This window comes from Variovorax sp. Varisp46 (genome assembly GCF_059491885.1).
In genome coordinates this window covers 4,136,407-4,161,871 of record NZ_CP168515.1, presented here as the reverse complement: position 1 = coordinate 4,161,871, position 25,465 = coordinate 4,136,407, and the positions used below count along the sequence as shown (strand labels likewise).

Genomic DNA, 25,465 nt, shown 5'->3' with positions numbered 1-25,465 from the left:
CGAATGACGACTGCTCCGGCGTGTGCCATGCCCCGAAGGGAGGCGCGACGCCGCGAAAGACACGACACGCAGCACGAAAGATGCCACGTGCGCAGCCGGTCATTCTCTCGCAGCGGGTGCGCCGCCGCGCGGTCCGCGAGGCGGTTTTTCCTCCGGACGTTCCCGTAGGCGAGGCCGTCCGGATCAAGCCCAGGACAGCGCCGCGATGTCGTTCACGAAGATCGGCGTGTCTTTCCAAAGCCCGCGCAGGTTGCGCGCGGCGACGGTGATGAACTGCGGCTGGTACAGGAAGACATTGGCCGCATCTTCCGCCAGCAGCCGCTGCGCATCGCCGAGGTAGCGCACGCGGTCGGCGGGGCGCGCCGCGTTGCGCGCCTTGTCGAAGATCTCGTTGAACTTCGCCGACTGGTAGCCCCAGTAGTACTCGGGCTTGGTGTAGTTCACCAGGTCGAAGGGCTCGACGTGCAGGATCAGCGAGAGGTCGTAGTTCTTGTTGCCGTAGGTGCCGCTGATCCATTGCGCCCATTCGACGTTCTGGATCTTCGCGACGATGCCCACCTTGGCCAGCTGCGCGGCGATCAGCTCGCCGCCTTGGCGCGCATAGGGCGGGGGCGGCAGCACGAGCTCGAGTTCGAGCGGCGTCTTCACGCCGGCCTCGGCCAGCAGCTGCTTGGCCTTCTCGACGTTGTAGGGGTTGATGCCGGTGGTGTCGATGTATCCCGGCGCGCCCGGCACGTAGTGGCTGCCGATGGGCACGCCCCGGCCGTCGACGGCGGCTTCGATCACGGCCTTGCGATCGATGGCTGCGGAAATCGCGCGGCGCACGCGCACGTCGTCCAGCGGCTTGCGCTTGTTGTTGATGGCCAGGATGGTCTTGCCGCGCGAGGCGTTGAAGACCACCTGGAAGCGCTTGTCGTTCTGGAACTGCGGCAGGCTGCGCGACACCGAGGCGTGCGGAAACAGGTCGACGTCGCCCGAGAGCAGCGCGGCGGTCTGCGCAGCCGGCTCGGAGATGAAGCGGAAGCTGGCCTTGCGGATCTGCACCGTGTCGGCATTGCGCCAGCCGTCCCACCTGGCGAGCACGATGCCCGATCCCTTGGCCCAGCTGTCGAGCTTGTAGGGGCCGGTGCCGACAGGCTTGGTGGCGTTGGTCTCGATCGTTTTCGGCTCGACCTGGATCGCAGAGGCCTGCCCGAGCAGGAACAGCAGGTCGGGCTCGACCTCCTTCGTGATCAGCACCACGGTGTGTTCGTCGACTACCTGCGTCGCGATGTTGGCGAAGGTGCGCTTGTCCTTGTTGGTGCTGTTGGCGGCGGCCGCGCGGTCGAACGAGAACTTGACGGTCTGCGCGTCGAACGGCTCGCCGTTCTGGAACTTCACGCCGCGCCTGAGCCTGAAGGTGTAGGTCTTCAGGTCAGGCGAAATGTCCCAGCTTTCGGCCAGCAGCGGGGTGACGCTGCCGTCGCAGTTGATCTTGGTGAGCGTTTCGAAGACGGTGTAGAGCACCACCTCGGCGATCTCGGCGCCGGCCTTGGCCGTGGGGTCGAGTCCCGTGGGCTCCAGCGTGAGACCAAGCACCAGCGCGTCCTTCTTCTTTTGCGCGAAGGCGTCGATCGGCACTGCGAGCGGGGCCAGGGCTGCGGCGCCGGTGGCGAGCAGGGTGCGTCGTTTGAGCATGAAGCGGTGTCCTCGGAACAGGGGGCAGGCATCATCCGCGAGACCGGTGCGTCCGCGCAACCAGATGCTTATGACCCACTCATCCTAGAGGCGGCGGACGACGCTTCGGTGTCAGGCGGCCAGCAGCGTGCCGCCCGCGGGCGTGCGCGGCACCGCGTCGAGCAGCGTGCGCGTGTAGGGATGCTGCGCGTGATGGAAGAGTTCGGCGGGCGGACCCTGCTCGACGATCTTGCCCTTCCACACCACGCACACTTCATCGCACAGGTGGTTGACCACCGCGAGGTCGTGGCTGATGAGCAGGTAGCTGATGCCGAACTGCTGCTGCAGGTCCTGCATGAGGTTGAGCACCTGGGCCTGCACCGACACGTCGAGCGCGCTCACCGGCTCGTCGGCCACGATGAGCTTGGGGCGCGTGATCAGCGCTCGTGCGATCGCAATGCGCTGGCGCTGGCCGCCCGAGAACTCGTGCGGGTACTTGTCCATGTCGGTGGTGCGCAGGCCGACTGCGGCGAGCGCCTCGTTGGCACGCTCGCGCTGCACGGCGCGGCTCGTTTCGGCCAGCGCCTCGAGGGGCTCGGCGACGATGCGCGCGACGGTCTGGCGTGGGTCTAGCGAGCCGTAGGGGTCCTGGAACACCATCTGGAAGTCGCGCCGCGCGGTGCGCAGCTCGGCCTTCGACAGCGTGTGCAGGTCGCGGCCTTCGAGGCGCACGCTGCCCGAAGTCGGCGTGTCCAGCGCCATCACGAGACGCGCGATGGTCGACTTGCCCGAACCCGATTCGCCGACGATGCCGACGCTCTTGCCGGCGCGCACCTCGAAGCTCACGCCATTGAGCGCCTTCACGGTCGGCGGCGGGCCGAAGAGCTTCTCGCGCGGCAGCGCGTAGTGGCGCACGAGGTCGGTGACCTGTAGCAGCGGTGAAGCGGTGGTCCCACTCATGGTGCGATGGCCCCTTGCGCGGCGATTTCCTCGAGCCGGATGCAGCGCACCGCGTGATCTGGCGGCAGCATCGTGGCCGGCGGCCGCGTGGTCTTGCAGGCGTCGACGGTGTAGCTGCAGCGGCCCGCGAAGGGGCAGCCCGGCGGCAGGTCGACCAGCTCGGGCACGCTGCCCCTGATGGTGGCCAGACGCAGGCCACGCGGCGCGCCGATGGCGGGCCGCGCGGCGAACAGGCCTTGTGTGTAGGGATGCCCACGGCGCGCGAACACGGCCTCGGTCGGGCCGCTCTCGACCACGCTGCCGCCGTACATCACGAGCATCTTCGAGACCGTCTGCGCGATCACGCCGAGGTCGTGCGAGATCAGGATCAGCGCCATGCCGCGCTCGGCCACGAGGCCCTGGATGAGTTCGAGGATCTGCTTCTGGATGGTGACGTCGAGTGCAGTGGTGGGCTCGTCGGCAATCAACAGGTCGGGCCCGCAGGCGAGCGCCATCGCGATGCCGATGCGCTGGCGCTGGCCGCCGGAGAACTGGTGCGGGTAGGCGTCGAGGCGCGAAGCCGCGTCGGGAATGCCCACGCGGTCGAGCAGCGCGAGCACTTCCTTGCGTGCGTCGGCTTGCGAGAGCCCGCGATGCAGCCGCAGCGGTTCGCCGACCTGGCGCGCAATCGTGTGCACCGGGTTCAGCGCCGTCATCGGCTCCTGGAAGATCATGCCGATGCGGTTGCCGCGGATCCGGCACATGGCCCTTTCGTCTCGGCCGACGAGCTCGGTTCCGTCGAAACGTATGCTGCCGGTGACCTTCGCGGTCGAGGGCAGCAGGCCCATCAGCGACATCACCGTGATCGACTTGCCGCAGCCCGATTCTCCGACGATGCCCAGCGTCTCGCCACGTTCCAGCGTGAAGTCGATGCCGCGCACGGCCTCGGCGGGACCGCGCTGCGTCTGCAGTTCGATGTGGAGGTCTTCGACTTCGAGCAAGGGCATGGCACTTCTTATCTTGCGCGTGCGAGGCGCGGATCGAGCAAATCGCGCAATCCGTCGCCCAGCAGATTCAGGCCGAGCACCGCGAGCGCGATGGCCATGCCGGGGAACACCGCGAGCAGGGGCGACTGGAACATCATCGTCTGCGCCTCGCTGAGCATGCGGCCCCACGAAGGTTGCGGCGGCTGCGTGCCCAGGCCCAGGTAGGAGAGGGCGGCCTCGGCCAGGATGGCGATGGCGAATCGGATCGTGATCTGCACGATCAGCACGGCCGATATGTTCGGCAGCACGTGCTGCATCGTGATCGCGAAGCTGCCCTTGCCGCAGGCGCGCGCGGCGGCCACGTACTCGCGCGACCAGATGGCGTTGGCCGAGGCGCGCGTGATGCGCGCGAAGGTCGGGATGTTGTAGATGCCGATGGCAATGATCGCGTTGACGATGCCGGCGCCGAACACCGCCGTCATCATGATGGCCGAGAGGATTGCGGGGAAGGCCAGCGAGAAGTCGGTGAGCCGCATGATGGCTTCCTCGACCCAGCCGCGCTTGGCGGCAGCCAGCAGGCCCAGCGCCGTACCGACCACGAGGCCGATGCCGACCGCGATCACGCCGACAAGGATCGATGCACGCGCACCGACCAGCAGCAGCGAGGCTACGTCGCGGCCGTAGGTGTCGGTGCCCAGCCAGTGCGCGCCCGTCGGCGGCTTCAGCTTGTTGGCCATGTCCATGTCGTAGGGCGACCACGGTGTCCAGACCAGCGAGATGCCGGCGGCGAGCAGCAGGAGCAGCGTCAGCGCGCCGCCCAGCACGAAGCTGCGGTGGTGCAATGCGCGGCGCCAGAAGCCCGGCACCTTGAGCGCCGCAGCGCTCGGAGCGGTGATGACGGAGCTCATATGTCGCTGGCCTTGATGCGCGGATCGATCACGGCATACAGCACGTCGACCACGAAGTTCACGATCACCACCATGGCCGCCAGCAGCATCACGCAGTTGCGCACCACGATCAGGTCGCGGTTGCTGATGGCCTGGAAGATGAGGCGGCCCAGGCCCGGCAGATAGAACACGTTCTCCACCACGATGGTGCCGGCCAGCAGCTCGGAGAACTGCATGCCCATGACCGTGATGACCGGGATCATGGCGTTGCGCAGCACGTGGGTCCACAGCACGGCTCGTTGCGACACACCCTTGGCACGCGCGGTGCGAACGAAGTCTTCCCGCATCACCTCCAGCACCGCCGAACGCGTGATGCGCGCCAGGATCGCGGCCTGCACCACCGCCAGCGACAGCGCAGGCAGCAGCAGCGACTTGATGCCCGCGAAGATGCCTTCGCCCCAGCCCTCGAAGCCCCCGGCGGAGAACCACTGCAGTTGCACCGAGAACACGAGGATCAGCAGGATGGCGAACCAGAAGTTCGGAATCGCGATGCCGACCTGAGCCATGCCCATGAGGCCGACGTCGCCGAGCTTGTTGTGGCGCGCGGCGGCCGTCACGCCCACCAGCAGCGCGATCACGACGGTCAGGGCCATCGCCATCATGGCCAGCGGCACGGTGAGCGCGAGGCGTTCGAGGATCAGGTCGAGCACGGGCGAGCTGTAGGCGTAGCTGTCGCCGAGGTGGCCGGTCAGCAAGCCGCCGATCCAGTGCCAGTAGCGCGTCCACGCGGGCTGGTCGAGGCCGAGCTTGGTGGCCAGGGCGGCGACGGCTTCGGGCGAGGCGTCGGGACCCATGAGCATCTGCGCGGCGTTGCCTGGGAGAATTTCCAGAACGAGGAACACGATGATGGACGCGCCGATCAGCGTGCCGATCAGCGTGGCGAGGCGCTTGAATAGAAACAGACTCATGGGGCGGGGCGCAGCATAACTGACTCGTGCAACAAGTGTGCCGCGGATGTGGCCTTTGTCATTCATCGGCAGCCTGTCCGCCCGGCCCCGCGATAATCGGGGGATGGCCCTCATGATCACCGACGAATGCATCAACTGCGATGTCTGCGAGCCCGAGTGCCCGAACGACGCGATCTACATGGGCGCGGAGTTCTACGAGATCGATCCGCACAAGTGCACCGAGTGCGTCGGCCACTTCGACGAGCCGCAGTGCGTGCAGATCTGCCCGGTGGCTTGCATTCCCGTGAATCCCGAGCACGTGGAAAGCCGCGAGACGCTGATGCAGAAATACGAGCGTCTCACGGCAATCAAGGTGACGTCTGTGTCGAGCAGCGCTTAGGCGGCTGGTTTCCGTTTCTTTTTCTTGCGCTCCGAGGCGTCGCCGGCCGCCCTTGAACTCTGGCCGCCGCTGAAATTCAGGCTGGGCCTGCGCGGATCGTTGGCTGCCTTGCGTGCGCGATCCCTCTCCCTCTGCTCGGACAGGGCAAGCCGTCTTTCCGCCAGCGCGGCGCTTCTGGCTTCCCGCGCGGCTCGCTGATCGCGGTCGTTGGCCGCCTTTTCCTGGGACAGCCGGGTGCGTTCCAGGTGGTCGGCGTAGGTCTGGGCGCTGCGCGTGCCGGCGTCGGCGGCCTGGCGGTCCTGGTCGCTGCGGTGGTCGTTCACCTTCACCGTCGTGCCGCCTTCACAAGGCTGGTCGGAATAGGTGTTGCCGCATCGCCAGGTTTTTGCGGCGTTTTGGGCGGACGCGCTCATGGAGAAAGCGCATGTTGCTATTGAAAATATAGCAACCCCGAGGCTACCGGCTGTCGTTCTTTTTCTTTTCTTCTTCTGGCTCATTTTTTATTTCTCTCCCTCCTGCACTCCGATGGCCGGCTAGGTGGCGGCAGGCGTGCCTCCGTCGCCGGGCTCCCGCCGCGGCGGTTTGGGCCGGGGTGGTTTGCTCGTGTGAATGACGAGGGTCGCCTTTTCCATCTCGCCTGCCACCAGCGCAGGCAGCGCGTGCAGGGTGCGGACGATGGCGTCTTCTATCGCTTCACGTTGTTCCTTGAGCGGCTTCTTGAGCACCCAGTTGACGACCTCCGACTTCACGCCAGGGTGTCCGATGCCCAGCCGCAGCCGCCAGTAGTCGCCGGTGCCCAGTTGCGCGTGAATGTCGCGCAGTCCGTTGTGGCCGGCATGGCTGCCGCCGAACTTGAGCTTGACCTGGCCCGGCACCACGTCGAGCTCGTCGTGCGCCACGAGGATTTCCTCGGGCGCGATCTTGAAGAAGCGGGCGAGGGCCGCCACCGACTTGCCCGACAGGTTCATGAAGGTCTGCGGCTCCAGCAGCCAGATGCTCTGGCCGCCGATGTTGGCGCGTGCGGCAAGGCCGTGGTAGCTGCGCTCGGGCACGAGGTTGAGTTTCCATTCGCGCGCGACGGCGTCGATCCACCAGAAGCCGGCGTTGTGCCGCGTGGCTTCGTACTCTGGGCCCGGGTTGCCGAGGCCGACAAACAGCTTGATCATGGTCGTGGATTATCCGATCCGCCAAAAGCAAAAGGCCCGCACGGAGCGGGCCTTCGCAAAGACAGACGCGAGAAGTGGATTACTTCTTGGCGGTCTTGGCAGCCGGGGTCTTGGCGGCGGGAGCGGCCTTGCCACCCTTGCCTGCCGGTGCGGCAGCTGCGTCGGCAGCGACTGCGCCTTCGGCGGGAACGTCGGCTTCTTCAGCAGCCGGCGACACGGCCGAAGCCAGCACCGGGTTGACCTTGCCGTGGCTGACCCACTTCACGCCCTTGGGCAGCTTGATGTCCTTCAGCGTGACCGTGCCGTTCTTCTTCAGGCCCGACAGGTCGACTTCGATGAACTCGGGCAGATCGCTCGGCAGGCAGTTCAGTTCGAGTTCGGTCGTCACGTGGTTGACCAGGTTCAGGTCGATCTTGACGGCTTCGGATTCTTCCTCGCCCTTGAAGTGCACCGGCACCTTCATGGTCATGCGGGTCTTGGCATCGACGCGTTGGAAGTCGATGTGTTGCACCAGCTGGCGGAACGGGTGGTATTGCACGTCGCGCAGCAGAACCTTGCTGACGGCGCCGCCGATTTCCATTTCGAGCACGCTCGCATGGAAGGCTTCCTTCTTCAGGGCGTGCCACAGCGCGTTGTGATCGATCTCGATCAGCTGCGGCTGGGTGTCGCCACCGTAGACGATGCCGGGGGTCTTGCCCGAGATGCGGAGACGGCGGCTCGCACCCGTGCCCTGCTTTGCGCGCTCAAAAGCGACGAATTTCATAACTAGCTCCTGTGAGAGTCCACCGCGACCAGTGCGACTCCGGTTCAAAAAGGCCTCCCGCAAAGGAGGCCCGCTTCATGCCTCGGTCAGAACAGGTTGTCCTGATCCGAGAACAAACTCATCACCGACTCGCCCTTGGCAATGCGCTGGATCGTTTCGGCGATCAGCGGTGCCACGGAGAGCTGGCGGATCTTTCCGCAGGCCATGGCCGCGTCGGAAAGGGGAATGGTGTTGGTCACGACCACTTCGTCGAGGGCAGAGCCCTGCGTGATGCGCTCGATGGCCGGGCCCGAGAAGATCGGGTGCGTGCAATAGGCGTAGACGCTCTTGGCGCCGCGCTCCTTCAGCACCTCGGCGGCTTTGACCAGCGTGCCGGCCGTGTCGATCATGTCGTCCATGATCACGCAGTTGCGGCCGTCGATCTCGCCGATCACGTTCATGACTTCGCTGACGTTGGCCTTCGGGCGGCGCTTGTCGATGATGGCGAGGTCGCAGTTCAGCTGCTTGGCCAGCGCACGGGCGCGAACCACGCCGCCGACGTCGGGCGAGACCACGATCAGGTCTTCGTAGTTCTTCGCGCGCAGGTCGCCGAGCAGCACGGGCGAGGCGTAGATGTTGTCGACCGGGATATCGAAGAAGCCCTGGATCTGGTCGGCGTGCAGGTCCATCGTGAGCACGCGCTCGACGCCGACGGTTTCCAGCAGGTTGGCCACCACCTTGGCCGAGATCGGCACGCGGCTCGAGCGCGGGCGGCGGTCCTGGCGGGCATAGCCGAAGTAGGGGATCACGGCGCTGATGCGTTCGGCCGAAGCGCGCTTGAGCGCGTCGACCATGATCAGCAGTTCCATCAGGTTTTCGTTGGTCGGTGCGCAGGTCGACTGCACCACGAATACGTCGCGCGCACGAACGTTCTGGTTGATCTCGACAGTGACTTCCCCATCGGAGAAGCGACCGACGCGTGCGGCGCCCAGCGAGGTGCCGAGGTTGTGCGCGATTTCTGCAGCAAGGCCCGGATTGGCGTTGCCGGTGAAAACCATGAAATCAGGGTGATTAGCCTGCATGAGCGCGTCCCGGCAGTGCGAATTGGCTTAGGAAGCCGCCAAAAGGTTTGTGATGCATGGCGGCCGGTGAGCCGCCGATTATTGCAGCGGGTGGGCTGCAAAAGAAGACTGCGGCCGTTGGGCCGCAGTCGTTGAAGATTTGGCAGGGGAGAAAGGATTCGAACCTTTGCATGCTGGAATCAAAATCCAGTGCCTTAACCAGCTTGGCGACTCCCCTACACGGGTCGATGGTTTTCACCATCAACCGATATATGTCGCATCGAACCGAATGAACGGTCCGATCATCTTCAGGTTGCCCACCCGCACAGCGGATGAACTTCCAGGTTGCTGCATTGACGAACCTGCCAGCCTTCGGGGGCTTCGAGCAGTTCCGCTTCCTGCGGCGCTTGCGGCATCTTCGCGAATACCGAACTTCCGGAGCCGGTCATCCGGGCCTTCAACCCCTGGGCGCCGAGCCATTCGATGGCGTCGGTGACCGCGGGGCAAAGTCGCTGGGCAACCGGCTGCAGGTCGTTGTGGCCGAAGTCGAAAACCGAAGAGCTCAGAACCGAGCTTTCCAGGTTTGTCGCTTCAGACAATTCGCTATCTGCAGCAAAGCCCGAGATTATAGCAACAGGTGTGGCGCGTTGAAGATCGGAAGCCGAAAAAATTAATCGGGTATCGAGTCCCTCGGGTGGCTTGACCACCGCGAAACGCGCCGACGGTAGTGTAACCGGTCGGATCTGCTCGCCGATGCCCTCGACCCATGCGTTGTGCCCGCCAAGGAAGAAGGGCACGTCTGCGCCCAGCTTCAGGCCGATGCGGGCCAGCCGCGACAGGGGCAGGTTCAGGCCCCACAGGCGGTTCAGCGCGAGCAGGCAGGTGGCCGCATCCGAAGACCCGCCGCCCATGCCGGCCTGCGCCGGCACGTGCTTGGCCACGCCGATGTGCGCACCCTGGCCGGGCGCGGCAAATGCCTGCAGAGCGCGGGCCGCGCGCAGGATCAAGTCGTCGGCGGGCAGCTCGGTCGTCAGGTCCTCGCGGCTCAGCTGGCCATCGCGCCGCAGTTCGACGTGGAGGATGTCGCACCAGTCGATCAGCATGAAGACCGATTGCAGCAGGTGGTAGCCGTCGTCGCGCTGGCCGGTGATGTGGAGGAAGAGGTTGAGCTTGGCCGGCGCGGGAAGGTCGTGGATCGCCTTCATGACCGCTCGAACACGATGCGCAGGTCGGCCCTCGGGCTCGGCGATTCGCGCACGGCCTGCAGCCGCCCGTTGCCGAGTTGCGCAAGATCGGGCTTCCAGCCGGGAACGGGATCGTTGCGGCCCGCGAGCCAGCCGAACAGCGCGCCGACCGGGATGGCGGCGCCGGTGGCGGCCTCGATCAATGCATCGACGGAGTCGAAGCGCCGCGTCTTGCTGCCGTCTTTCAGCAGGGCCTCGCCGGGCGCCCAATGCAGTTGCGCCAGTGTGCTGCCGATGGGTGTCGTGAGTGTCAGGTCGCCGGTCTCGGCGGAGCCGCGCAGCTCGAACAGCGCAGCGAAGGTCTGCACCGGCTCGCTGTCGATGCGCAGCGACATGCGGCCGCTCCAGCTTTCCGAGGGTGGGCGGGTTGAAGGGCCGCCCGAAAGCTGGGCGCAGCCCGCCACCGCAAGCAGGGCCACGCCCCCCATTGCCAGAAGGACGCGCCGGCCACTGTCGACCTGCCTGGGGGCGAGCATCATCTACGGCTTCACGCGCAGGCGCTTGAGCGTTTCCTGCAGCGTCTCGTTCTCGGCATCGCTCAGCAGGGCTTCCTTCCAGACCGTGACCGCGCGGTCCTTCTGGCCGGTGCTCCACAGGACTTCGCCGAAATGAGCACCGATTTCGGGATCGGGCCGCGTCTTGTAGGCCGCCTCGAGGATGCGGATCGCCTCGGTCGTGTTGCCGAGCCGGAACTCGACCCAGCCCAGGCTGTCGGCAATGAACGGATCTTCGGGCGCCAGTTGCACCGCCTTCTGGATCAGCGTGCGCGCCTCGTCGAGCCGGATCTTGCGATCGGCGAACGAGTAGCCCAGCGCGTTGTATGCGTTCTGGCTCTCGGGCTTGAGCTCGATGAGCCGGCGCAGCAGGCGTTCCATGTCGTCGAGGCGATTGAGCTTCTCGGCGACCATGGCCTGGTCATAGACGAGGTCGCCGTCGTCCGGCGATTTCGCCGAGGCCTGGGCGAGCATGTCGTAGGCCGCCTGGTACTGCTTCGCGTCGCGCAGCAGCTGCACTTCGGCAAGGAATTTCTGCTTCTTGTCCTCGGGCGTGCGCTCGGGCAGGCCACGGATGATTTCGCGCGCCTGGGGCAGCTTGCCCTGGCGCGCCAGCAGGGCCGCGCGGCGGGTCTGCGCGGCCACCAGCTCGTCGGCCCCATCGACGCGCGCGAGCCAGCGCTCGGCCGCTGTGAAGTCCTTGCGCCGCTCCGCCAGTTGCGACAGCGCAAAGTACGCCTGCGACACCCCTCGCTTGCGGTCGGCAGCGTCGTCGGCGTCCTTGTTGCCGCCGCGGTTGGCCGACAGTTCGATGAAGCGCTTGATCGAGGTCTCGGCCGCGGCATCCTGCCTGGCCTGCATCTGGAGGCTGCCGAGCAGCAGCCATGGCTCCGCAAGTTCCGGTCGCGACGTGGTCAGCACCTGGAGCTGCGCGGCGGAGTCGTTGAAGCGCCGGTTCTCGACCAGCACGCGCGCATAGGCGATGCGCAGGTCGGGCGCGGCCTTCGGGTTGCTGCTCAGGTAGCGCGTGACGATCGGCTCGGCGAGCGGCTGGCCGGGGTCGATCATCTCGAGCGCCAGCGCCGCAGGCGCATCGGAGGCCGGGTCGATCTCCTGGCCCTTGCGCGCGGCTTCCAGGGCGCCGGAGGCATCGCCTGCATTGAGGCGCAGACGGCCGACGGTAGCCCAGGCCAGTCCGCCGCTGGTCGGGCTCTTCAGTTCGTCGACGAGGGCCTGCTCGACCACCGAGGCGGCCAGCTTCTTGTCCGAGGCGCGCGCGTAGTTGCGTGCGATCACGGCCATGAGCAGCGGGCGTTCGACTTGCGAGGTTGCAGCCACTTCGGCGCGCAGCGGCTCGACGGTTTCGCCGATGCGGTTCAGCGCGATCAGGATCTGAAGCTCGATGCGGCGCGCGTCGCGCGAGGTCGGCAGGGCTTCCTGCCAGGCCCGCGCCGCGGCGAGCGCCGCATCGCCCGAGCGCGATTGCAGGGCGATCTCGACCGCACGCTGGAACAGCTTGCCGTCGCGCAGCCGGCGAGCGGCATCGAGCACCAGCGCGTAGCCGGAGCCGGGGTCGCCGGAGCGGGCGGTCATCTCGCCCATCAGGATTTCATAGAACAGGTCGGCCGTCAGCGCAGACGGCTGCGGTGCGGGTTCGCTGGCCGCCTTGGCCGCAGTGCCCTTGGGCTTGACTGCGGGCTTCGGCTGAGCCGAGTGTTCGATGGTCAGCACGGGGCTGCCAGGAGCTGCAGGGGCGGAGGATTGTGCGTGAACCGCACAGGCCAGCAAGGCGAGGGACGCGGCCGCCGCAAGGCGGTGTCGGCGGGGCGAAAGATTCATCCGACCATAATAATCGAGGCTCCCGAATGAGCGCCCCCTGGGGCCTCGTTACCGCTGGCGTTTGCCGGAGATTTACTTTCATGCCTGAACTGCCCGAAGTCGAAGTCACCCGCCGCGGCTTTGCCGACCGCATCGCGGGCGCGCGCATCGACGCGGTGCGCATCGGCAAGCCCCTGCGCTGGGCGCTGATGGTGCTGCCCGAGGCGCTGGTCGGGCGGCAGGTGCGCGAGGTGCGGCGGCGCGGCAAATACCTGCTGATCGACCTCGACCGCGGCATCCTGCTGCTGCACCTGGGCATGTCTGGCAGCCTGCGTTTCGATGCGGCGCTGCCGCTGCCCGGGCCGCACGACCATTTCGACCTGGTCACCGACCGGGGCACGCTGCGGCTCAACGATCCGCGCCGCTTCGGCGCGGTGGTCTACGTGGACGACGAGGCCGCCCCGTGGGCCATCAAGCTCCTCGGCGGGCTGGGCATGGAGCCGCTGGGCGACGCCTTCGACCTCGATGCCTTCCATGCCGGCCTCAAGAAGCGCAGGAGCGCCGTCAAGCAGGTGCTGCTGGCGGGCGACGTGGTGGTAGGCGTGGGCAACATCTACGCGTCGGAGGCGCTGTTCCAGGCGGGCATCCGGCCGACGCTGTCGGCCGCGCGCATCAGCCGCCCGCGGGCGGCCCGGCTCCATGCGGCGGTGCGTGAGATCCTGGCCCGGGCGGTGGAGAAGGGCGGCAGCACGCTGCGCGATTTCTCCAATGTGGACGGCCAGAATGGCTATTTCCAGCTCGAAGCGACCGTCTATGGCCGCGCGGGCGAACCCTGTCGGGTTTGCGCAACGCCGATCCGCCTGCTGCGTCAGGGACAGCGCTCCACCTATTACTGCCCCAAGTGCCAGAAGTAAGCGTCACAATCCGACGAGAGAAACAATCTAGAAACGGTTGTTGCCACCTCCCGATGCTATATTTGTAAGTTGTTTCTTACATATTTCCCTTGAGCCGCTCTTTCAACCAACAACTCGATCAGCACGGCGCTTGGCGAAGCAATTTCGCCCACCGGCTGCAGTGGCTGTCCCGCTGGCTGACCGAGAACGAGCTGCTCGACCAGGCGGTGGCGGAGCGCCTGCGAGGCCTCGAGACGCAGATCCGCACCAGCAAGGTCATGGTCGCCTTCGTCGCCGAGTTCTCGCGCGGCAAGTCGGAGCTGATCAACGCCATCTTCTTCGCCGGCTACGGGCGGCGCATCATGCCGGCCAGCGCGGGCCGCACCACGATGTGCCCGACCGAGCTGGGCTACGACGCCGCGCTTGCGCCCAAGCTGCGCCTGCTGCCCATCGAAACCCGCCTGGAGCCGCATTCGTTGGCCCACTGGCGCGAGAAACCCACGCGGTGGACCGAGATCTCCATCGACGTCGGCGACGCCGAGCAGCTGGCGCAGGCCATGAGCAAGGTGGCCGAGGTGCGCTGGGTCACCAAGGACGAAGCGCGCACGCTGGGTTTCTGGGACGACGATACCCCCGACGACAACCCGGCGCAGGACGCGCAGGGCCGCGTCGAGATCCCGCGCTGGCGCCATGCGGTGCTGAACATGCCGCATCCGCTGCTGGAGCAAGGGCTGGTGATTCTCGACACCCCGGGCCTGAATGCGATCGGCGCCGAACCAGAACTCACGGTGAGCCTGATTCCGCAGGCCCATGCGGTGGTCTTCATCCTGGGTGCTGAAACCGGCGTGACGCGCTCCGATCTCTCGATCTGGCGCGAACACCTGATCACCGAGGACGAAGGCAACGACACGCGCTTCGTGGTGCTCAACAAGATCGACACGATGTGGGACACGCTGAGCCAGCCCGCCCACATCGAGCAGCAGATCGAGCGCCAACGCGAAGGCGCGGCCCGATTGCTCGAAGTGCCGCTTGCGCAGGTGCTGCCGGTGTCCGCGCAGAAGGGCCTGCAGGCCAAGATCCAGCACGATGGCCAGCTGCTGGAGGCCAGTCGCCTGCCGGCGCTCGAATCGTTGCTCGCCGAAGGCGTGCTCGGCAAGCGCGAAACCATGCTGCGGCTGGCGGTCGACGCGGGCATGACCGCGCTGCGCGCCGAGGCCGAGCGCATCCTGAAGGTGCGCCAGCGCGACCTGTCCGAGCAGGCGCTCGAGCTGCAGGGGCTGCGCGGCAAGAACGTCTCGGTGATCCGCCACATGCGCGCGCGCATCGACCAGGAGCACACCGAGTTTGAAGGAAGCAACACGCGCATCCTGGCGCTGCGATCGGTGCAAGGCAAGCTGCTGCGCGAGGTATATGCCGTGCTCGGCCGTACCGCGCTGAAGGCCGACATGGTGCGGCTGTCGGCCGCGCTCAAGCGCCCCGGTGTCAAGTTCAACGTGCGCAAGGTGTACGCCGAGACCTTCGACTCGCTGCGCAACAACCTGCGCGAAGTGCAGGCGACCACGGCGGAGATCCAGTCGATGCTGCACGCCACCTTCCGCCAGCTCAATGCCGAGCAGGGCTTCACCCTGCAGGCGCCGGCCGAGCCCGACCTGACGGGCTTCGAACAGGAGCTGGGCCAGATCGAGCGCAGCCACATCCACTACCTGGGCGTGGGCAACCTTCTGAAGCTCGCGCAGGCCGACTTCTGCGACAAGCTGGTGCGTGCGCTGGCCAGCCGGCTGCGGCTCGTCAACGAAGCGGCCATGACCGAGGTCGAGCGCTGGAGCAAGGGTGCGAGCGCGCAGATCGACGCGCAGCTCAAGGAGCGCCGCCGCAATTTCAGCAAGCGCATCGAGGCGATCGAGCGCATCCAGAGCGCGGCGGGCAACCTCGACGAGCGGCTGGTCGAGCTTGCCTCTCAGGAGAGCAACCTCACCGAGCTTCATGTGCAGCTGCGCGAGTTCACATCGATGATCGCGCAGCACGGAAGGCCGCAGGCCGCGGCCACTGTCGGCGAGCTGCGTGCGGCCTGAAGTTTCCGTCTCCACGGCGGCTGCAACCCTGCCATTGCCCCCCGATTTCGCCTCGCAGATCGTGAGCTGGCAGCGCAGCCACGGGCGCAGCCAGCTGCCCTGGCAGAACACCCGCGACCCGTACCGCGTCTGGCTGTCGGAGGTGATGCTCCAGCAGACGCAGGTGTCGACGGTGCTCGGCTACTTCGCGCGCTTCCTCGAGCGGTTTCCCGACGTGAAGGCGCTGGCCGCCGGCACCGAGGACGAGGTGTTCGGGCTCTGGAGCGGGCTGGGCTACTACAGCCGGGCGCGCAACATGCACCGTTGTGCGCAGGATGTTGTCGCGCGCTTCGGCGGCGAGTTTCCGCGCACCGCCGCCGAGCTCGTCACCTTGCCCGGCATCGGCCGCTCGACCTCCGCGGCCATTGCGGCGTTCTGCTTCGGCGAGCGCGTGGCGATCCTCGACGGCAACGTCAAGCGCGTGCTGACGCGCGTGCTCGGCTTTGCGGGCGACATGTCTTCGGCGGCGCAGGAGCGCGCGCTATGGGACCTCGCGACGCAATTGCTTCCTCCGGCCGGCCAGAAAGAAGCCATCGCGCACTACACCCAGGGCGTGATGGACCTGGGTGCCACGGTCTGCCTGCCGCGCAAGCCGAGCTGCATGATCTGCCCGGTCAACAAGACCTGCGCGGCCCTGCGGGAAGGCGCGCCAGAGCGATATCCCGTCAAGACGCGCAAGCTCAAGCGCAGCGCCCAGTCGCTCTGGGTGCTGCTGGCGCGCGATGCGCACGGCCGCGTGTGGCTGGAGAAGCGGCCGTCGAAGGGCATCTGGGCGGGGCTTTATTGCCTGCCCGTGTTCGACAGCCGCGAAGACCTTCTGGCCGTGCTGCCGACGACTGCGCAGCGCGGCCTGCAGGATCTGCCGGCCTTCGTGCATGTGCTGACCCACAAGGACCTTCACCTGCACCCGTTGAAGCTTCAGGGCGGCCAGCCGCAAGGCGATGGCGCGCGCTGGGTCGATGCGGACGAGTGGGGCCGGCTGGGCCTGCCGGCGCCGATGCGCAAGCTGCTCGAGGGCAGCGAGGCTTAGGCAGTCAGACCGCGTCGAGCTCGCGGTGCCGCTTGAGCGCACCCCAGCGCGCACCGAACGAGCGCGCCAGCTGCTCGACCAGGAACACCGAACGATGCTGCCCGCCCGTGCAGCCGATGGCCACAGTCACGTAGCTGCGATGGTCGCGCGCCAGCGCATCGAGCCAGTGCGCAAGGAACTGCTCGATGTCGTCGTACATGCGTGCCACGTCGTCGTGCTCGCGCAGCCATTCGATCACCGGCTCGTCGCGGCCCGTGAGCGGGCGCAGCGCGGGCACGTAGTGCGGATTGGGCAGCATGCGCACGTCGAACACGTAATCGGCGTCGAGCGGTACGCCGCGCTTGAAGGCGAATGACTCGAACACCAGCGTCAGCGCGCTCTGGGGCGCGGAGATCAACGACTTGATGTAGCTCTGCAGCTGCGCAGGCCGGATCAGGCTGGTGTCGATCACGTCGGCGCCGTCGCGCAGGTCGGCCAGCAGCTCGCGTTCGAGCTCGATCGCCTGCATCAGCACGCGATGCTGCTCGGGCACGTCTGTGCGACCCTCCTGGCGCGAGAGCGGGTGGCGGCGGCGGGTTTCCGAATAGCGGCGCAGGAGGGCGTCGGTGGTTGCGTCGAGGAACAGCGAACGCAGCGAGATCTCGCCGTCGCGCTGCAGCGCGTCGAGCTGATGCGGAACGATCGGCAGCGAGACGCCGCTGCGCACGTCCATGGCGATGGCCACCCGCGTGGCCTGCTGCTCATGCTGCAGCGCGACGAACGGGGTCAGCAGCTCGGGCGGCAGGTTGTCGACGCAGTAGTAGCCAGCGTCTTCCAGCGCGTGCAGGGCCACCGACTTGCCGGAGCCCGACATGCCCGTGATGAGCACGAGGTCGAGGCTCATGGCGCGGTCGCCGGAGTCTTGTGGCCGAGCAGCTCGCGTGCATGCGCGAGCGAGGTCTGCGAGACCTTCTCGCCGCCCAGCATGCGGGCGATTTCCCTGGCGCGGTTGTCGTCGTCGAGGCGCGACACGCCGCTTTCGGTGCGCGGGCCGTCCTTGCCCGCCGCCGCCGTCTGGCGCTTGGCCACCACGAGGTGATGGTCGGCGCAGGCGGCCACCTGGGGCAGGTGGGTCACGGCGAGCACCTGGCGGTCGCGGCCGAGCTGCTTCATGAGCCGCCCGACCGTCTCGGCCACGGCCCCGCCGACGCCGGCATCGACCTCGTCGAAGATCAGCGTCTGCGCGGCGCCGAGCTGGCTGGTCGTGACGGCGATGGCCAGCGCAATGCGCGACAGTTCGCCGCCCGAGGCCACCTTGCCGATGGCCCGGGGCGTGCTGCCGGTGTGGCCGGCAACGAGGAAGGCCACGTCTTCGAGGCCGGCGCGGCTGGGCTGTGCCAGCGGCTGCAGTTCGACGTCGAAGCGTCCGCCCTGCATGCCGAGGCCCTGCATGGCGTCGGTGACGGCCTGGGCGAGGCGGGGGGCGGCCTGCTTGCGGGCCTTGCCCAGCGCCTTGGCTTCTTTCATGTAGGCCTGTTGAGCGCTTTGCTCGGCACGCTCCAGGCCTTCGAGATCGCTTTGCGCATCGAGCGCCTGCAGTTCGGCCTGCCAGCCGGCCAGCAGCGCCGGCAGCTCGGCGGGTGTGCGCTTGTAGCGGCGCGCAAGCGACATCCACAGGCCCATGCGTTCATCCAGCTCGGCCAGGCTCTGCGGATCGGTGTCGGCGTTGCGCAGGTAGCCGTGCAGCGTGTGGGCCGCGTCGGAAGCCTGCGCCACGCAGGAGGCGAGCACCTCGCCCAGCGCGCGGAACTCGGGCTCGATGTGCTCGCAGTTCTGCAGCAGCGTGGCCGCCCGCGAGAGCGCGGAGAGGGCGCCGCCGTCGTCGTCTTCCAGCGCCTGGCTGGCGCCCTGGGCTGCGTCGATCAGCGCTTGCGCGTTGGAGATGCGCGAGTGGTTGGTCGACAGCTCTTCCCATTCGTCGGCACCCGGCGCGAGCTTGGCGACTTCGGAGATCTGCCACTGCAGCCGTTCGCGTTCGCGCTGCAGCGAGTCTTGCGCCGAGCGCGCATGTTCGAGCGCCGAAAGCGCCTGCCGCCAGCCCTGCCATGCGGCGTCGAGCGCGTCGGTGCGCACGCCCGCGTAGGCGTCGAGCAGGCCGCGCACGGCTTCGGGCCGCGTCAGGCTCTGCCAGGCGTGCTGGCCGTGGATGTCGAGCAGACGGTCGCCGAGTTCGCGCAATTGCGTGGCCGTGGCCGGGCTACCGTTGATCCAGCCGCGGCTGCGGCCCTGCAGGTCGACGGTGCGGCGCAGCAGCAGCGCGTCGCCGGCCTCGAAGCCGCCCTCGTCGAGCCACGTGTCCAGGGCCGGGTCGGCGTCGAATTCGGCGCTCACGTCGAGCCGCTCGGCGCCTTCGCGCACGGCGCCCGCGTCGGCGCGGTTGCCCAGGGCCAGCTGCAGTGCGTCGATCAGGATGGATTTGCCCGCGCCGGTCTCACCGGTCAATACCGTGAAGCCGCCGGACAGGTCGAGTTCGAGTGATCGCACGATCACGAAGTCGCGCAGTGCGATGCGTCGCAGCGCCATTTCAGGAGCCCCCTTCGTTCCAATGAAGTTTCTTGCGCAGCGTGTCGAAATAGCTCCAGCCGCGCGGGTGCAAAAAGCGCACGCGGAAGTCGGAGCGGCGCACCACCACGCGGTCGCCGATCGCGAGCGAGGCCAGCGACTGCATGTCGAAATTGGCGCTGGCGTCGCGCCCGCCCACCAGCTCGATCACGATCTCGTCGGCATCAGGCAGCAGCACGGGGCGGTTCGATAGGGTGTGCGGCGCGATCGGCACCAGCACCCAGCCCGGCACCGCTGGATGCAGCAGCGGCCCGCCTGCCGACAGCGCATAGGCGGTCGAGCCCGTGGGCGTAGCGATGATCAGGCCGTCGGCGCGCTGGTTGGCCACGAAATGGCGGCCCACCGACACGCGCAGCTCGACCATGCCGGAGGTGGCGCCGCGGTTCACGACCACGTCGTTCATCGCGAGCGCGTCGAACACCGAGGCGCCGTCGCGCACGACCTGTGCATGCATCAGGCTGCGGTGGTCCTCCTCGTACTCGCCGGCCAGCATCGGAATCAGCGTGGCCTGGTAGTTGTCGAGCGGGATGTCGGTGATGAAGCCGAGCCGGCCGCGGTTGATGCCGATCAGCGGAATGCCGTAGCTGGCGAGCTGCCGGCCGATGCCGAGCATGGTGCCGTCGCCGCCGACCACCAGGCCGAGGTCGCAGCGCTGGCCGATTTCCTCGACGCTCAGGGCTTCGTAGCGCGGATGGGCGGGGGCGCCGTCATCGTCGTCTTCGCAAGTCGAGCGCTCGACGAACACCGTGCAGCCTTGCGATTCGAGGAAGGTGCCGATGCCTTCCATGACGCCGTCGCGCGCATCCGCCTGCGCTCGGGCGCCGGAAGCCTGGTATTTGCCGATCAGGGCGACGTGACGAAAGCGAGAGGTCATATCTCACAAATTACAACACTAAAATCTTGCAATGCTGGACGACCGTGCCAAGTTGCTGCTCAAGACGCTCGTCGAGCGCTATATCGCCGACGGGCAACCCGTCGGCTCGCGAACGCTCTCGCGTTCGCCGGGGCTCGACCTGTCGCCCGCGACCATCCGCAACGTCATGTCCGACCTCGAGGCGCTGGGGCTGATTGCCAGCCCGCACACCTCGGCCGGCCGCATCCCCACGCACCGCGGCTACCGCCTCTTCGTCGACACCATGCTGACCGCCGAGCGCGAACAGATGAGCACGCCGAGCCTGGCGCCCGACCAGCCGCAGAAGGTGATCGCCAATGCGGCGAACCTGCTGTCGAACCTGTCGCAGTTCGTCGGTGTGGTGATGGCGCCGCGGCGTGCTTCGGTGTTCAAGCAGATCGAGTTCCTGCGGCTCTCCGAGCGGCGCCTGCTGGTCATCATCGTCTCGCCCGATGGCGACGTGCAGAACAGGGTGATCTTCCCGGAGGCCGACTATTCGCAGTCACAACTGGTCGAGGCCTCGAACTACATCAATGCCCACTATGCGGGCCTGACCATCGAGCAGGTGCGCGATCGTCTCCAGTCCGAGATCGAGAAGCTGCGCGGCGAGATCGCCGCCCTGATGCAGGCTGCGGTGCAGGTCAGCTCCGAGGTGCTGACCGAGGCGCAGGAAGACGAAGTCGTGATCTCCGGCGAGCGCAACCTGCTGTCGGTGAGCGATTTCTCCAGCGACATGGGGCAACTGCGCCGCGCCTTCGAACTCTTCGAGCAAAAGGCCCAGCTGATGCGTCTGCTCGATGTGTCGAGCAAGGCCGAAGGCGTGCGCATCTTCATCGGCGGCGAAAGCCAGGTCGTGCCGTTCGAGGAGCTTTCCATCGTCAGTGCCAACTACGAGGTCGATGGGCAGGTCGTGGGCACGCTGGGTGTGATCGGACCGACGCGCATGCCCTACGAACGCATGATCCAGATCGTCGATATCACGTCGCGGCTGGTCGGCAATGCGCTGAGCCACCGCAAGTAGGACGCTGCGGCGAATAGAATCGTGGCCAGTGGGCCGTTAGCTCAGTTGGTTAGAGCAGCGGACTCATAATCCGTTGGTCGATGGTTCAAGCCCATCACGGCCTACCACCAAATTCACAACGTATTTATTAAAGAGTCTGCTATGTAATTGGTAGCGGATTCTTTTTGTTCCGTGTCTTTTTTCTTGCGATGTAATGGCGGATGTAAGGGGATTGCGAGAGCTGAGCAGCGCAGCAACGGTTGCGTCCGAAGTCGGCGATGCCAGCGGGCGTCGTAGGAACGCCAATTGAAAATCCGTGTGTCGGCGGTTCGATTCCGCCCCAGCCACCAACATTACTTTCGCGGTTGTCCGCGTAAGTCCCAAAGCCCTAAGTAAATCAACTACTTAGGGCTTTTTCATTGCGCTTGCTTCCGCATCTATCCGGGTGCTTCCGAGGCATTGTGCAGTAACAGCGTCAGTAACCGCGCCTCCCGGCCAAGAGGCTTGTGAAAGTTACTGCAGCGTGCCAAACAATTACTCACGCAACCGTTTACCCAGAGCCATCAAGTGATCCTTGAGCCGTCGGCTCACTCGGAAGCCTGATCGTTTTTGACCCCAACATATTGGCTGCCCGTCAGGTATTTCCTTCTACCTATCAGATGTAGTTCCACAGTCGGCTTGAGACTGAGACTGTGTGCAAACAGCTGCATTGAAGGGGCGCGCAAGATCCGTTGGGCCGGCGGACTCAGTTCCTACCGGAATTCTCGGCCGTCTCTACAAGACGCGAGTCGGCTCCTACGACTTCATCTCTGCAATCAGGGTGCTTGCGCCGAGGACCTTGATTGCTCGCTTGAGGTTGTAGGTCAGAACCTGCAGATTCATCTCGGTTTTCACGTTCGGCAAGGTCTTCGTCAGGAAGTGCGTGGCCCCCATCCACGCTTTCCAACTCCAACTCCATCGCCACCAGGTCTGCGTCGAGGGTGTCCTCCAGCAGATTCCTCTGCTCAGTGGTGAAGGCTTCCGACTTCGAGGCGAACTTCAGCCGCTTGAGCACGGCCATCTCGTGCGTGAGCTTGTCGATGGTGGCCTGCTTGAACGCGATCTCGCGGTCGCGCCGATCGATCTCCAGTTCACCGGCCTCCACGCGGCCCATGAGCGACTGCACCATCTCACGCAGTTGCTGCGCGTCCAGGTGGTCGAGGTTGGTGGCCGTGTCGCTCACGGAAGGTGATGATGCCCCAGGACACCCGGGTGAGCATCAGCAACTTCGGCAATTGCGCTAGATCACGTTGATCACGCCGGCCTCGCCGACACGTTGCCACGGCAGGCCCAGCACCAGGGCGTCGAACTGGGAACGACTCAGACTGAGCGTGGGAGCGGCGTCATGGGGCCAGAGGAATTTACCCTGGTGCAGCCGTCTGGCTGCCAGCCAGATCCCGATGCCGTCGTGCACCAGCACCTTCATCCGGTTGGCGCGGCGGTTGGCGAACAAATAGGCGTGGTGGGGTCTGGCGGCGCCGAAGACGTGCACGACCCGCGCCAGCGCAGCTTCGGTGCCCGATCGCATGTCCAGCGGTTCGACGGCCAACCAGAGGGCCTCGACCTTGATCACCGCAGCAGATCTCGCAGCCAGCCACCGCACTCGCTGGCCAGCGCGGCTGGCCAGGTCACCACGACGTGCATGGCGCCGCGGCGCACCTCCATGCGGATGTCGCTGGAAGGCGCAGGCGCCTCGGCCGGCGCGGGCAACTGCACAGGCACGAATCCGCTGACTGCCGGGCTTGGGGCGGCACCAGGCAGTGCCTTCGGTACATCGATTGGCTCGGGCCTACGCGGCTGGATCTCCGCGTCACGCACCCAGTGGCGCAACAGGTTCGCATTGATACAGAGAGACATCGTCACAGCCGCCATCGACATGCCGGGCTGCGCAGCCAAGGCAACGGCGTTGGCCTTGAACTCGTCGCTGTGCAGGCGGCGCCGCCGCCGATCGCCTGTGTGTTGAGGAAAGATAGTGTTCACGTGTCCACCAAGTATTAGTGGACACGAGCATCCTTTGCTCCTAACGCCGATTCAAGATGGGTTCACGGGACGCTTACCTTCCGGTTGCGGGTCCAACCAGTCGACGCAACCAGATTGGCGGAACGTCTCAGCAGGTGTTTGGATGCCCAATGTCGACCGAGCACTCAGTTCGCGGGCTCGATCATCTTCCTCTTAGGGGGTGTGGGCCCCGGAGACGCCCTCCCGGCTACGGGCGTCGCGGTGGGAATGCACCTGAACTACCCTGCGGCGTCGGTTGTGGATCGAGAACGATCACGTCATTCGGGTCAACGGCGGGTTCATATAGCCGGTAGCACTGAATTTGAATGACTCTCGAAGCAAGCGCGCTAGGCGTGTCTTTGGCCTTCTTTAGGGTGCACTCGCTACCCGAGCGAAACGCGACCAGGAATCCATTTTTCTTTTCGACTGGGGCATTCACAGGAAATTCTCTCGAACACTGCCGCGAAATTTCAAGGGCGATTGTGTCATTGGCCGCGCTTGGCATTCGCGACAAAGTACATTCTGCAAAGTTCTCCGGACCAAACATGCCTGCGTAGACACCGACCGGCAGTCCAGCCAACGTCAGTGCGAGGATTGCTATTGACTTCATCGTCATCGCCTTTTAGGTAGCAGCTTTGGGACTGTCGCCCTCCGTTATTCAGTATGCGTCCGGTCCCCTCTTGACCGATGGTCATGAACGCTAATCAGCTGCGGAACCAACGTTCGATTGACGTGGGAGTGACCTGCCCGGTTTCTCCGAGACATTGATTTCTAGGAAGATGGCTCCCGCCCGAAGAGGAGCCCATGAAGAAGAGTCGATTTTCAGAAGAGCAAATGGTCACGATCCTGCGCGAAGCAGATCGTACGACGGTGGCCGAGGCCGCCAAGAAGCACAAGGTCAGCGACGCCACCATCTATGCCTGGCGCAAACACTTCGGCCAGATGGAGGCGGCCGACGTCAAGCGTCTGAAGGCCCTGGAGCTTGAGAACAGCCGGCTGAAGAAGCTCCTTGCCGAGCGAGATCTGGACCTCGAGATCCTCAAGGAGATCAACGCAAAAAAATGGTGAGCCCGTTCGCTCGGCGCGAGCAACTGGCCTTCGTGCGCGCACGTGGCTTGAGTCTGCGCCGCGCCTGCGGGCTCATCGGCATGTCACGCGCCACGCCCAGCTATGAGCTGCGCTTGCCCGCCAAGGATGCGCCGGTGCTTGCGGCGATGAAGGAACTCTCGGCTCAGTATCCGCGCTACGGCTATCGCCGCATCCGCGTGTTTCTGCGCCGCAAGGGCTTCGAGCTGAGTTGGTCTCGCACGCACAGGCTGTGGCGCCAGGCGGGCCTGCTGGTGCCCCGAAAACGGCCGCGCAAGCGCATCGCCTCGGTGCGCCCGCGCGTTCACACGCCGTTCAAGGCCAACATGGTCTGGGCCTACGACTTCGTCTTCGACACCACGGCCAGCGGCCAGCAGATCAAGTGCCTGACTGTCGTGGACGAATACACCCGCGAGTGCCTGGCCATCGATGTGGCCGGGGCCATCCGCTCCAAGCGGGTGATCGAGGTGCTCTCGCGCTTGGTGAGCTTGCATGGTGCGCCGCTGTTCATGCGTTCGGACAACGGGCCGGAGTTCGTCAGCCAAGCCATCCTGGAGTGGATCTCAGGCTCGGGCATTGCCACCGTGCTCAACGATCCCGGCAAGCCTTGGCAGAACGGCACCGACGAGAGCTTCAACGGCAAGTTCCGCGACGAGTGTCTGTCCATCGAGTGGTTCCGTTCGCGCCGCGAAGCCGCTGTCCTGATCGAAGCCTGGCGCAATCACTACAACGAGGTACGTCCCCACAGCAGCCTGCAATACTTGACCCCGGCAGAGTTCAAACAGGAACTCCGCCTAGAACTGCAACCCGCCGTCTTCTAGGAAAAACTGTCTCGACTAAACCGAGCAGGTCAGGAGCTCGATGTGTTGGGCGCGCCAGTCATCGAAGCTGCAGTCCTTTCCGATAGTGAGTGGGCGAAAGGCGCTTGATGATGTCAAACTCATTCCGATAGTCAGCAACGTCCCAAAGCCACGCCTCCTCGATCTTGTACTTCGAGTCATAGAGAATCCACACTAGGCAGTCCCAGTCGTAGTTCATGGCTTTCGGCACCCACGTCACCAAGCTCCCAGGCTTGCCGCTGGGACGGTTTCCTTTGACCTGGTACCGCTTGCCCTGGTACTTGAAGTCGTAGCCCTTCTGAACCGCCGTTGCGCCGTGCATGCATTCCTCATACTCCTCAGGGGTGAGGCCAAGCAGAATTGCGGCGTCAAACTCCGAGAGCGTTGAGGTAATCGCAGGAGCGTTCCCAAATGCGCGCTCCCATTCCAGAGCCACGGCAATCAGTCGGTCTCGGAGATCGTGCATGGTGACTATCGGCTCCTTCCATTGTTGAATAGGGCGCACAGTGAGGAATGCACCGCTTCAAGGCGAGCTTCCCCGTTAAAGCAGCTCCTGTCCATGGGCGCTTTGTCCTGTTCTTGTCCGAATGGCATGTGACGCAAGCTATGCGCCCAACCGGCGGAGCCAAGGTAAGC

Annotated in this window: 25 protein-coding genes, 2 tRNA genes and 2 pseudogenes; 7 read left to right on the top strand and 22 right to left on the bottom strand. The window is 65.8% G+C overall.

From position 1 onward, the window contains the following. Positions 1-183 precede the first annotated feature (183 nt). The 5 genes from ACEN9N_RS19700 to ACEN9N_RS19680 form a co-directional block, all read right to left on the bottom strand. The gene (locus ACEN9N_RS19700; RefSeq protein WP_495654346.1) at positions 184-1,677 is read right to left on the bottom strand and encodes an ABC transporter substrate-binding protein; all 1,494 of its coding nucleotides are present in this window, start codon (positions 1,675-1,677) and stop codon (positions 184-186) included. 111 nt (positions 1,678-1,788) lie between these two features. Next, positions 1,789-2,616 (bottom strand): ATP-binding cassette domain-containing protein, encoded by an 828-nt coding sequence (locus tag ACEN9N_RS19695; protein ID WP_413333959.1) that lies wholly within the window; start codon positions 2,614-2,616, stop codon positions 1,789-1,791. Continuing rightward, positions 2,613-3,602 (bottom strand): ABC transporter ATP-binding protein, encoded by a 990-nt coding sequence (locus tag ACEN9N_RS19690; protein WP_413314410.1) that lies wholly within the window; start codon positions 3,600-3,602, stop codon positions 2,613-2,615. The genes ACEN9N_RS19695 and ACEN9N_RS19690 overlap by 4 nt, the downstream gene beginning before the upstream one ends. 8 nt (positions 3,603-3,610) lie before the next feature. Beyond that, positions 3,611-4,489, bottom strand: coding sequence for an ABC transporter permease (locus ACEN9N_RS19685; RefSeq protein WP_042674462.1), 879 nt, complete (start codon positions 4,487-4,489; stop codon positions 3,611-3,613). Then, entirely contained in the window at positions 4,486-5,436 is a 951-nt protein-coding gene (locus ACEN9N_RS19680) for an ABC transporter permease (protein WP_413314411.1), read from the bottom strand. Before ACEN9N_RS19680 ends, ACEN9N_RS19685 begins: the two co-directional genes overlap by 4 nt. Before the next feature lie 103 nt (positions 5,437-5,539). On the opposite strand from ACEN9N_RS19680, the gene ACEN9N_RS19675 reads away from it, so the two are divergent. Continuing rightward, positions 5,540-5,815 carry a YfhL family 4Fe-4S dicluster ferredoxin gene (locus ACEN9N_RS19675; RefSeq protein WP_056595128.1) on the top strand — a complete coding sequence of 92 codons (276 nt, stop codon included), beginning with the start codon at positions 5,540-5,542 and terminating at the stop codon, positions 5,813-5,815. Here ACEN9N_RS19675 and ACEN9N_RS19670 read toward each other — a convergent pair. The 8 genes from ACEN9N_RS19670 to ACEN9N_RS19635 all read right to left on the bottom strand — a co-directional run bounded on the left by ACEN9N_RS19670 (position 5,812) and on the right by ACEN9N_RS19635 (position 12,361). After that, on the bottom strand, positions 5,812-6,228 hold the full coding sequence (locus ACEN9N_RS19670; RefSeq protein WP_495654345.1) for a hypothetical protein: 417 nt from the start codon (positions 6,226-6,228) through the stop codon (positions 5,812-5,814). The genes ACEN9N_RS19675 and ACEN9N_RS19670 overlap by 4 nt on opposite strands. Before the next feature lie 120 nt (positions 6,229-6,348). Beyond that, complete coding sequence (pth, locus tag ACEN9N_RS19665) at positions 6,349-6,981, bottom strand: aminoacyl-tRNA hydrolase (protein WP_007834381.1); 633 nt, start codon at positions 6,979-6,981, stop codon at positions 6,349-6,351. Between the two features lie 79 nt (positions 6,982-7,060). Further along, positions 7,061-7,744 (bottom strand): 50S ribosomal protein L25/general stress protein Ctc, encoded by a 684-nt coding sequence (locus tag ACEN9N_RS19660; RefSeq protein WP_007834380.1) that lies wholly within the window; start codon positions 7,742-7,744, stop codon positions 7,061-7,063. 86 nt (positions 7,745-7,830) lie between these two features. Further along, on the bottom strand, positions 7,831-8,805 hold the full coding sequence (locus ACEN9N_RS19655) for a ribose-phosphate pyrophosphokinase (RefSeq protein ID WP_007834379.1): 975 nt from the start codon (positions 8,803-8,805) through the stop codon (positions 7,831-7,833). A 140-nt stretch (positions 8,806-8,945) separates the two neighbouring features. Next, positions 8,946-9,022: transfer RNA gene (locus ACEN9N_RS19650), tRNA-Gln, on the bottom strand. 70 nt (positions 9,023-9,092) lie between these two features. After that, positions 9,093-9,989: a 4-(cytidine 5'-diphospho)-2-C-methyl-D-erythritol kinase gene (gene ispE, locus ACEN9N_RS19645; RefSeq protein WP_495654344.1), complete on the bottom strand. Its 897-nt coding sequence runs from the start codon at positions 9,987-9,989 to the stop codon at positions 9,093-9,095. Continuing rightward, positions 9,986-10,507 (bottom strand): lipoprotein insertase outer membrane protein LolB, encoded by a 522-nt coding sequence (locus ACEN9N_RS19640; protein WP_495654343.1) that lies wholly within the window; start codon positions 10,505-10,507, stop codon positions 9,986-9,988. Before ACEN9N_RS19640 ends, ispE begins: the two co-directional genes overlap by 4 nt. After that, positions 10,508-12,361, bottom strand: coding sequence for a tetratricopeptide repeat protein (locus tag ACEN9N_RS19635; RefSeq protein WP_495654342.1), 1,854 nt, complete (start codon positions 12,359-12,361; stop codon positions 10,508-10,510). It lies immediately after the preceding gene. 80 nt (positions 12,362-12,441) lie between these two features. Between ACEN9N_RS19635 and mutM the strand changes: the two genes are divergently transcribed. The 3 genes from mutM to mutY all read left to right on the top strand — a co-directional run bounded on the left by mutM (position 12,442) and on the right by mutY (position 16,374). Next, positions 12,442-13,254, top strand: a complete 813-nt coding sequence (mutM, locus tag ACEN9N_RS19630; protein WP_413314416.1) for a bifunctional DNA-formamidopyrimidine glycosylase/DNA-(apurinic or apyrimidinic site) lyase — start codon at positions 12,442-12,444, stop codon at positions 13,252-13,254. Positions 13,255-13,343: 89 nt separating this feature from the next. Continuing rightward, on the top strand, positions 13,344-15,305 hold the full coding sequence (locus ACEN9N_RS19625; protein WP_413314418.1) for a dynamin family protein: 1,962 nt from the start codon (positions 13,344-13,346) through the stop codon (positions 15,303-15,305). Between the two features lie 34 nt (positions 15,306-15,339). Then, positions 15,340-16,374 carry an A/G-specific adenine glycosylase gene (gene mutY / locus ACEN9N_RS19620; protein ID WP_495654341.1) on the top strand — a complete coding sequence of 345 codons (1,035 nt, stop codon included), beginning with the start codon at positions 15,340-15,342 and terminating at the stop codon, positions 16,372-16,374. A 4-nt stretch (positions 16,375-16,378) separates the two neighbouring features. Here mutY and rapZ read toward each other — a convergent pair whose 3' ends face one another. The 3 genes from rapZ to ACEN9N_RS19605 are packed head-to-tail and all read right to left on the bottom strand — an operon-like array spanning position 16,379 to position 19,849. Then, the gene (gene rapZ, locus ACEN9N_RS19615) at positions 16,379-17,257 is read right to left on the bottom strand and encodes an RNase adapter RapZ (protein ID WP_007834365.1); all 879 of its coding nucleotides are present in this window, start codon (positions 17,255-17,257) and stop codon (positions 16,379-16,381) included. Next, positions 17,254-18,936 carry a DNA repair protein RecN gene (gene recN / locus ACEN9N_RS19610; RefSeq protein WP_495654340.1) on the bottom strand — a complete coding sequence of 561 codons (1,683 nt, stop codon included), beginning with the start codon at positions 18,934-18,936 and terminating at the stop codon, positions 17,254-17,256. The genes rapZ and recN overlap by 4 nt, the downstream gene beginning before the upstream one ends. A gap of 1 nt (position 18,937) precedes the next feature. Beyond that, entirely contained in the window at positions 18,938-19,849 is a 912-nt protein-coding gene (locus ACEN9N_RS19605; RefSeq protein ID WP_007834361.1) for an NAD kinase, read from the bottom strand. Between the two features lie 31 nt (positions 19,850-19,880). Here ACEN9N_RS19605 and hrcA point away from each other — a divergent pair, with 31 nt between their 5' ends. Both hrcA and ACEN9N_RS19595 read left to right on the top strand, forming a co-directional pair. Then, positions 19,881-20,888, top strand: a complete 1,008-nt coding sequence (hrcA, locus tag ACEN9N_RS19600; RefSeq protein ID WP_413314423.1) for a heat-inducible transcriptional repressor HrcA — start codon at positions 19,881-19,883, stop codon at positions 20,886-20,888. Between the two features lie 30 nt (positions 20,889-20,918). Then, positions 20,919-20,995, top strand: a tRNA-Ile gene (locus ACEN9N_RS19595). A gap of 667 nt (positions 20,996-21,662) precedes the next feature. Here the strand turns inward: ACEN9N_RS19595 and ACEN9N_RS19590 are convergent. The 5 genes and pseudogenes from ACEN9N_RS19590 to ACEN9N_RS19570 form a co-directional block, all read right to left on the bottom strand. Further along, positions 21,663-21,809: pseudogene (locus ACEN9N_RS19590) on the bottom strand (IS5/IS1182 family transposase); the annotation flags it as partial. Continuing rightward, positions 21,802-22,089, bottom strand: a pseudogene (locus ACEN9N_RS19585) (transposase domain-containing protein); the annotation flags it as partial. The pseudogenes ACEN9N_RS19590 and ACEN9N_RS19585, both read right to left, overlap by 8 nt. 57 nt (positions 22,090-22,146) lie before the next feature. Beyond that, the gene (gene tnpB / locus ACEN9N_RS19580; protein WP_495654339.1) at positions 22,147-22,479 is read right to left on the bottom strand and encodes an IS66 family insertion sequence element accessory protein TnpB; all 333 of its coding nucleotides are present in this window, start codon (positions 22,477-22,479) and stop codon (positions 22,147-22,149) included. Continuing rightward, positions 22,476-22,886, bottom strand: coding sequence for a transposase (locus ACEN9N_RS19575; protein WP_495654338.1), 411 nt, complete (start codon positions 22,884-22,886; stop codon positions 22,476-22,478). Before ACEN9N_RS19575 ends, tnpB begins: the two co-directional genes overlap by 4 nt. 226 nt (positions 22,887-23,112) lie before the next feature. After that, positions 23,113-23,520, bottom strand: coding sequence for a hypothetical protein (locus ACEN9N_RS19570; protein WP_495654337.1), 408 nt, complete (start codon positions 23,518-23,520; stop codon positions 23,113-23,115). Positions 23,521-23,708: 188 nt separating this feature from the next. Here ACEN9N_RS19570 and ACEN9N_RS19565 point away from each other — a divergent pair. Beyond that, positions 23,709-24,811 (top strand): IS3 family transposase gene (locus ACEN9N_RS19565; RefSeq protein ID WP_495654336.1). Its coding sequence is split into 2 segments (ribosomal slippage): positions 23,709-23,967 and positions 23,967-24,811, totalling 1,104 coding nucleotides; the frame shifts between segments, so codons are not numbered across the junction. 58 nt (positions 24,812-24,869) lie between these two features. On the opposite strand, the gene ACEN9N_RS19560 is transcribed toward ACEN9N_RS19565, so the two are convergent. Next, positions 24,870-25,295, bottom strand: coding sequence for a hypothetical protein (locus ACEN9N_RS19560; RefSeq protein ID WP_495654335.1), 426 nt, complete (start codon positions 25,293-25,295; stop codon positions 24,870-24,872). Positions 25,296-25,465: the final 170 nt, after the last annotated feature.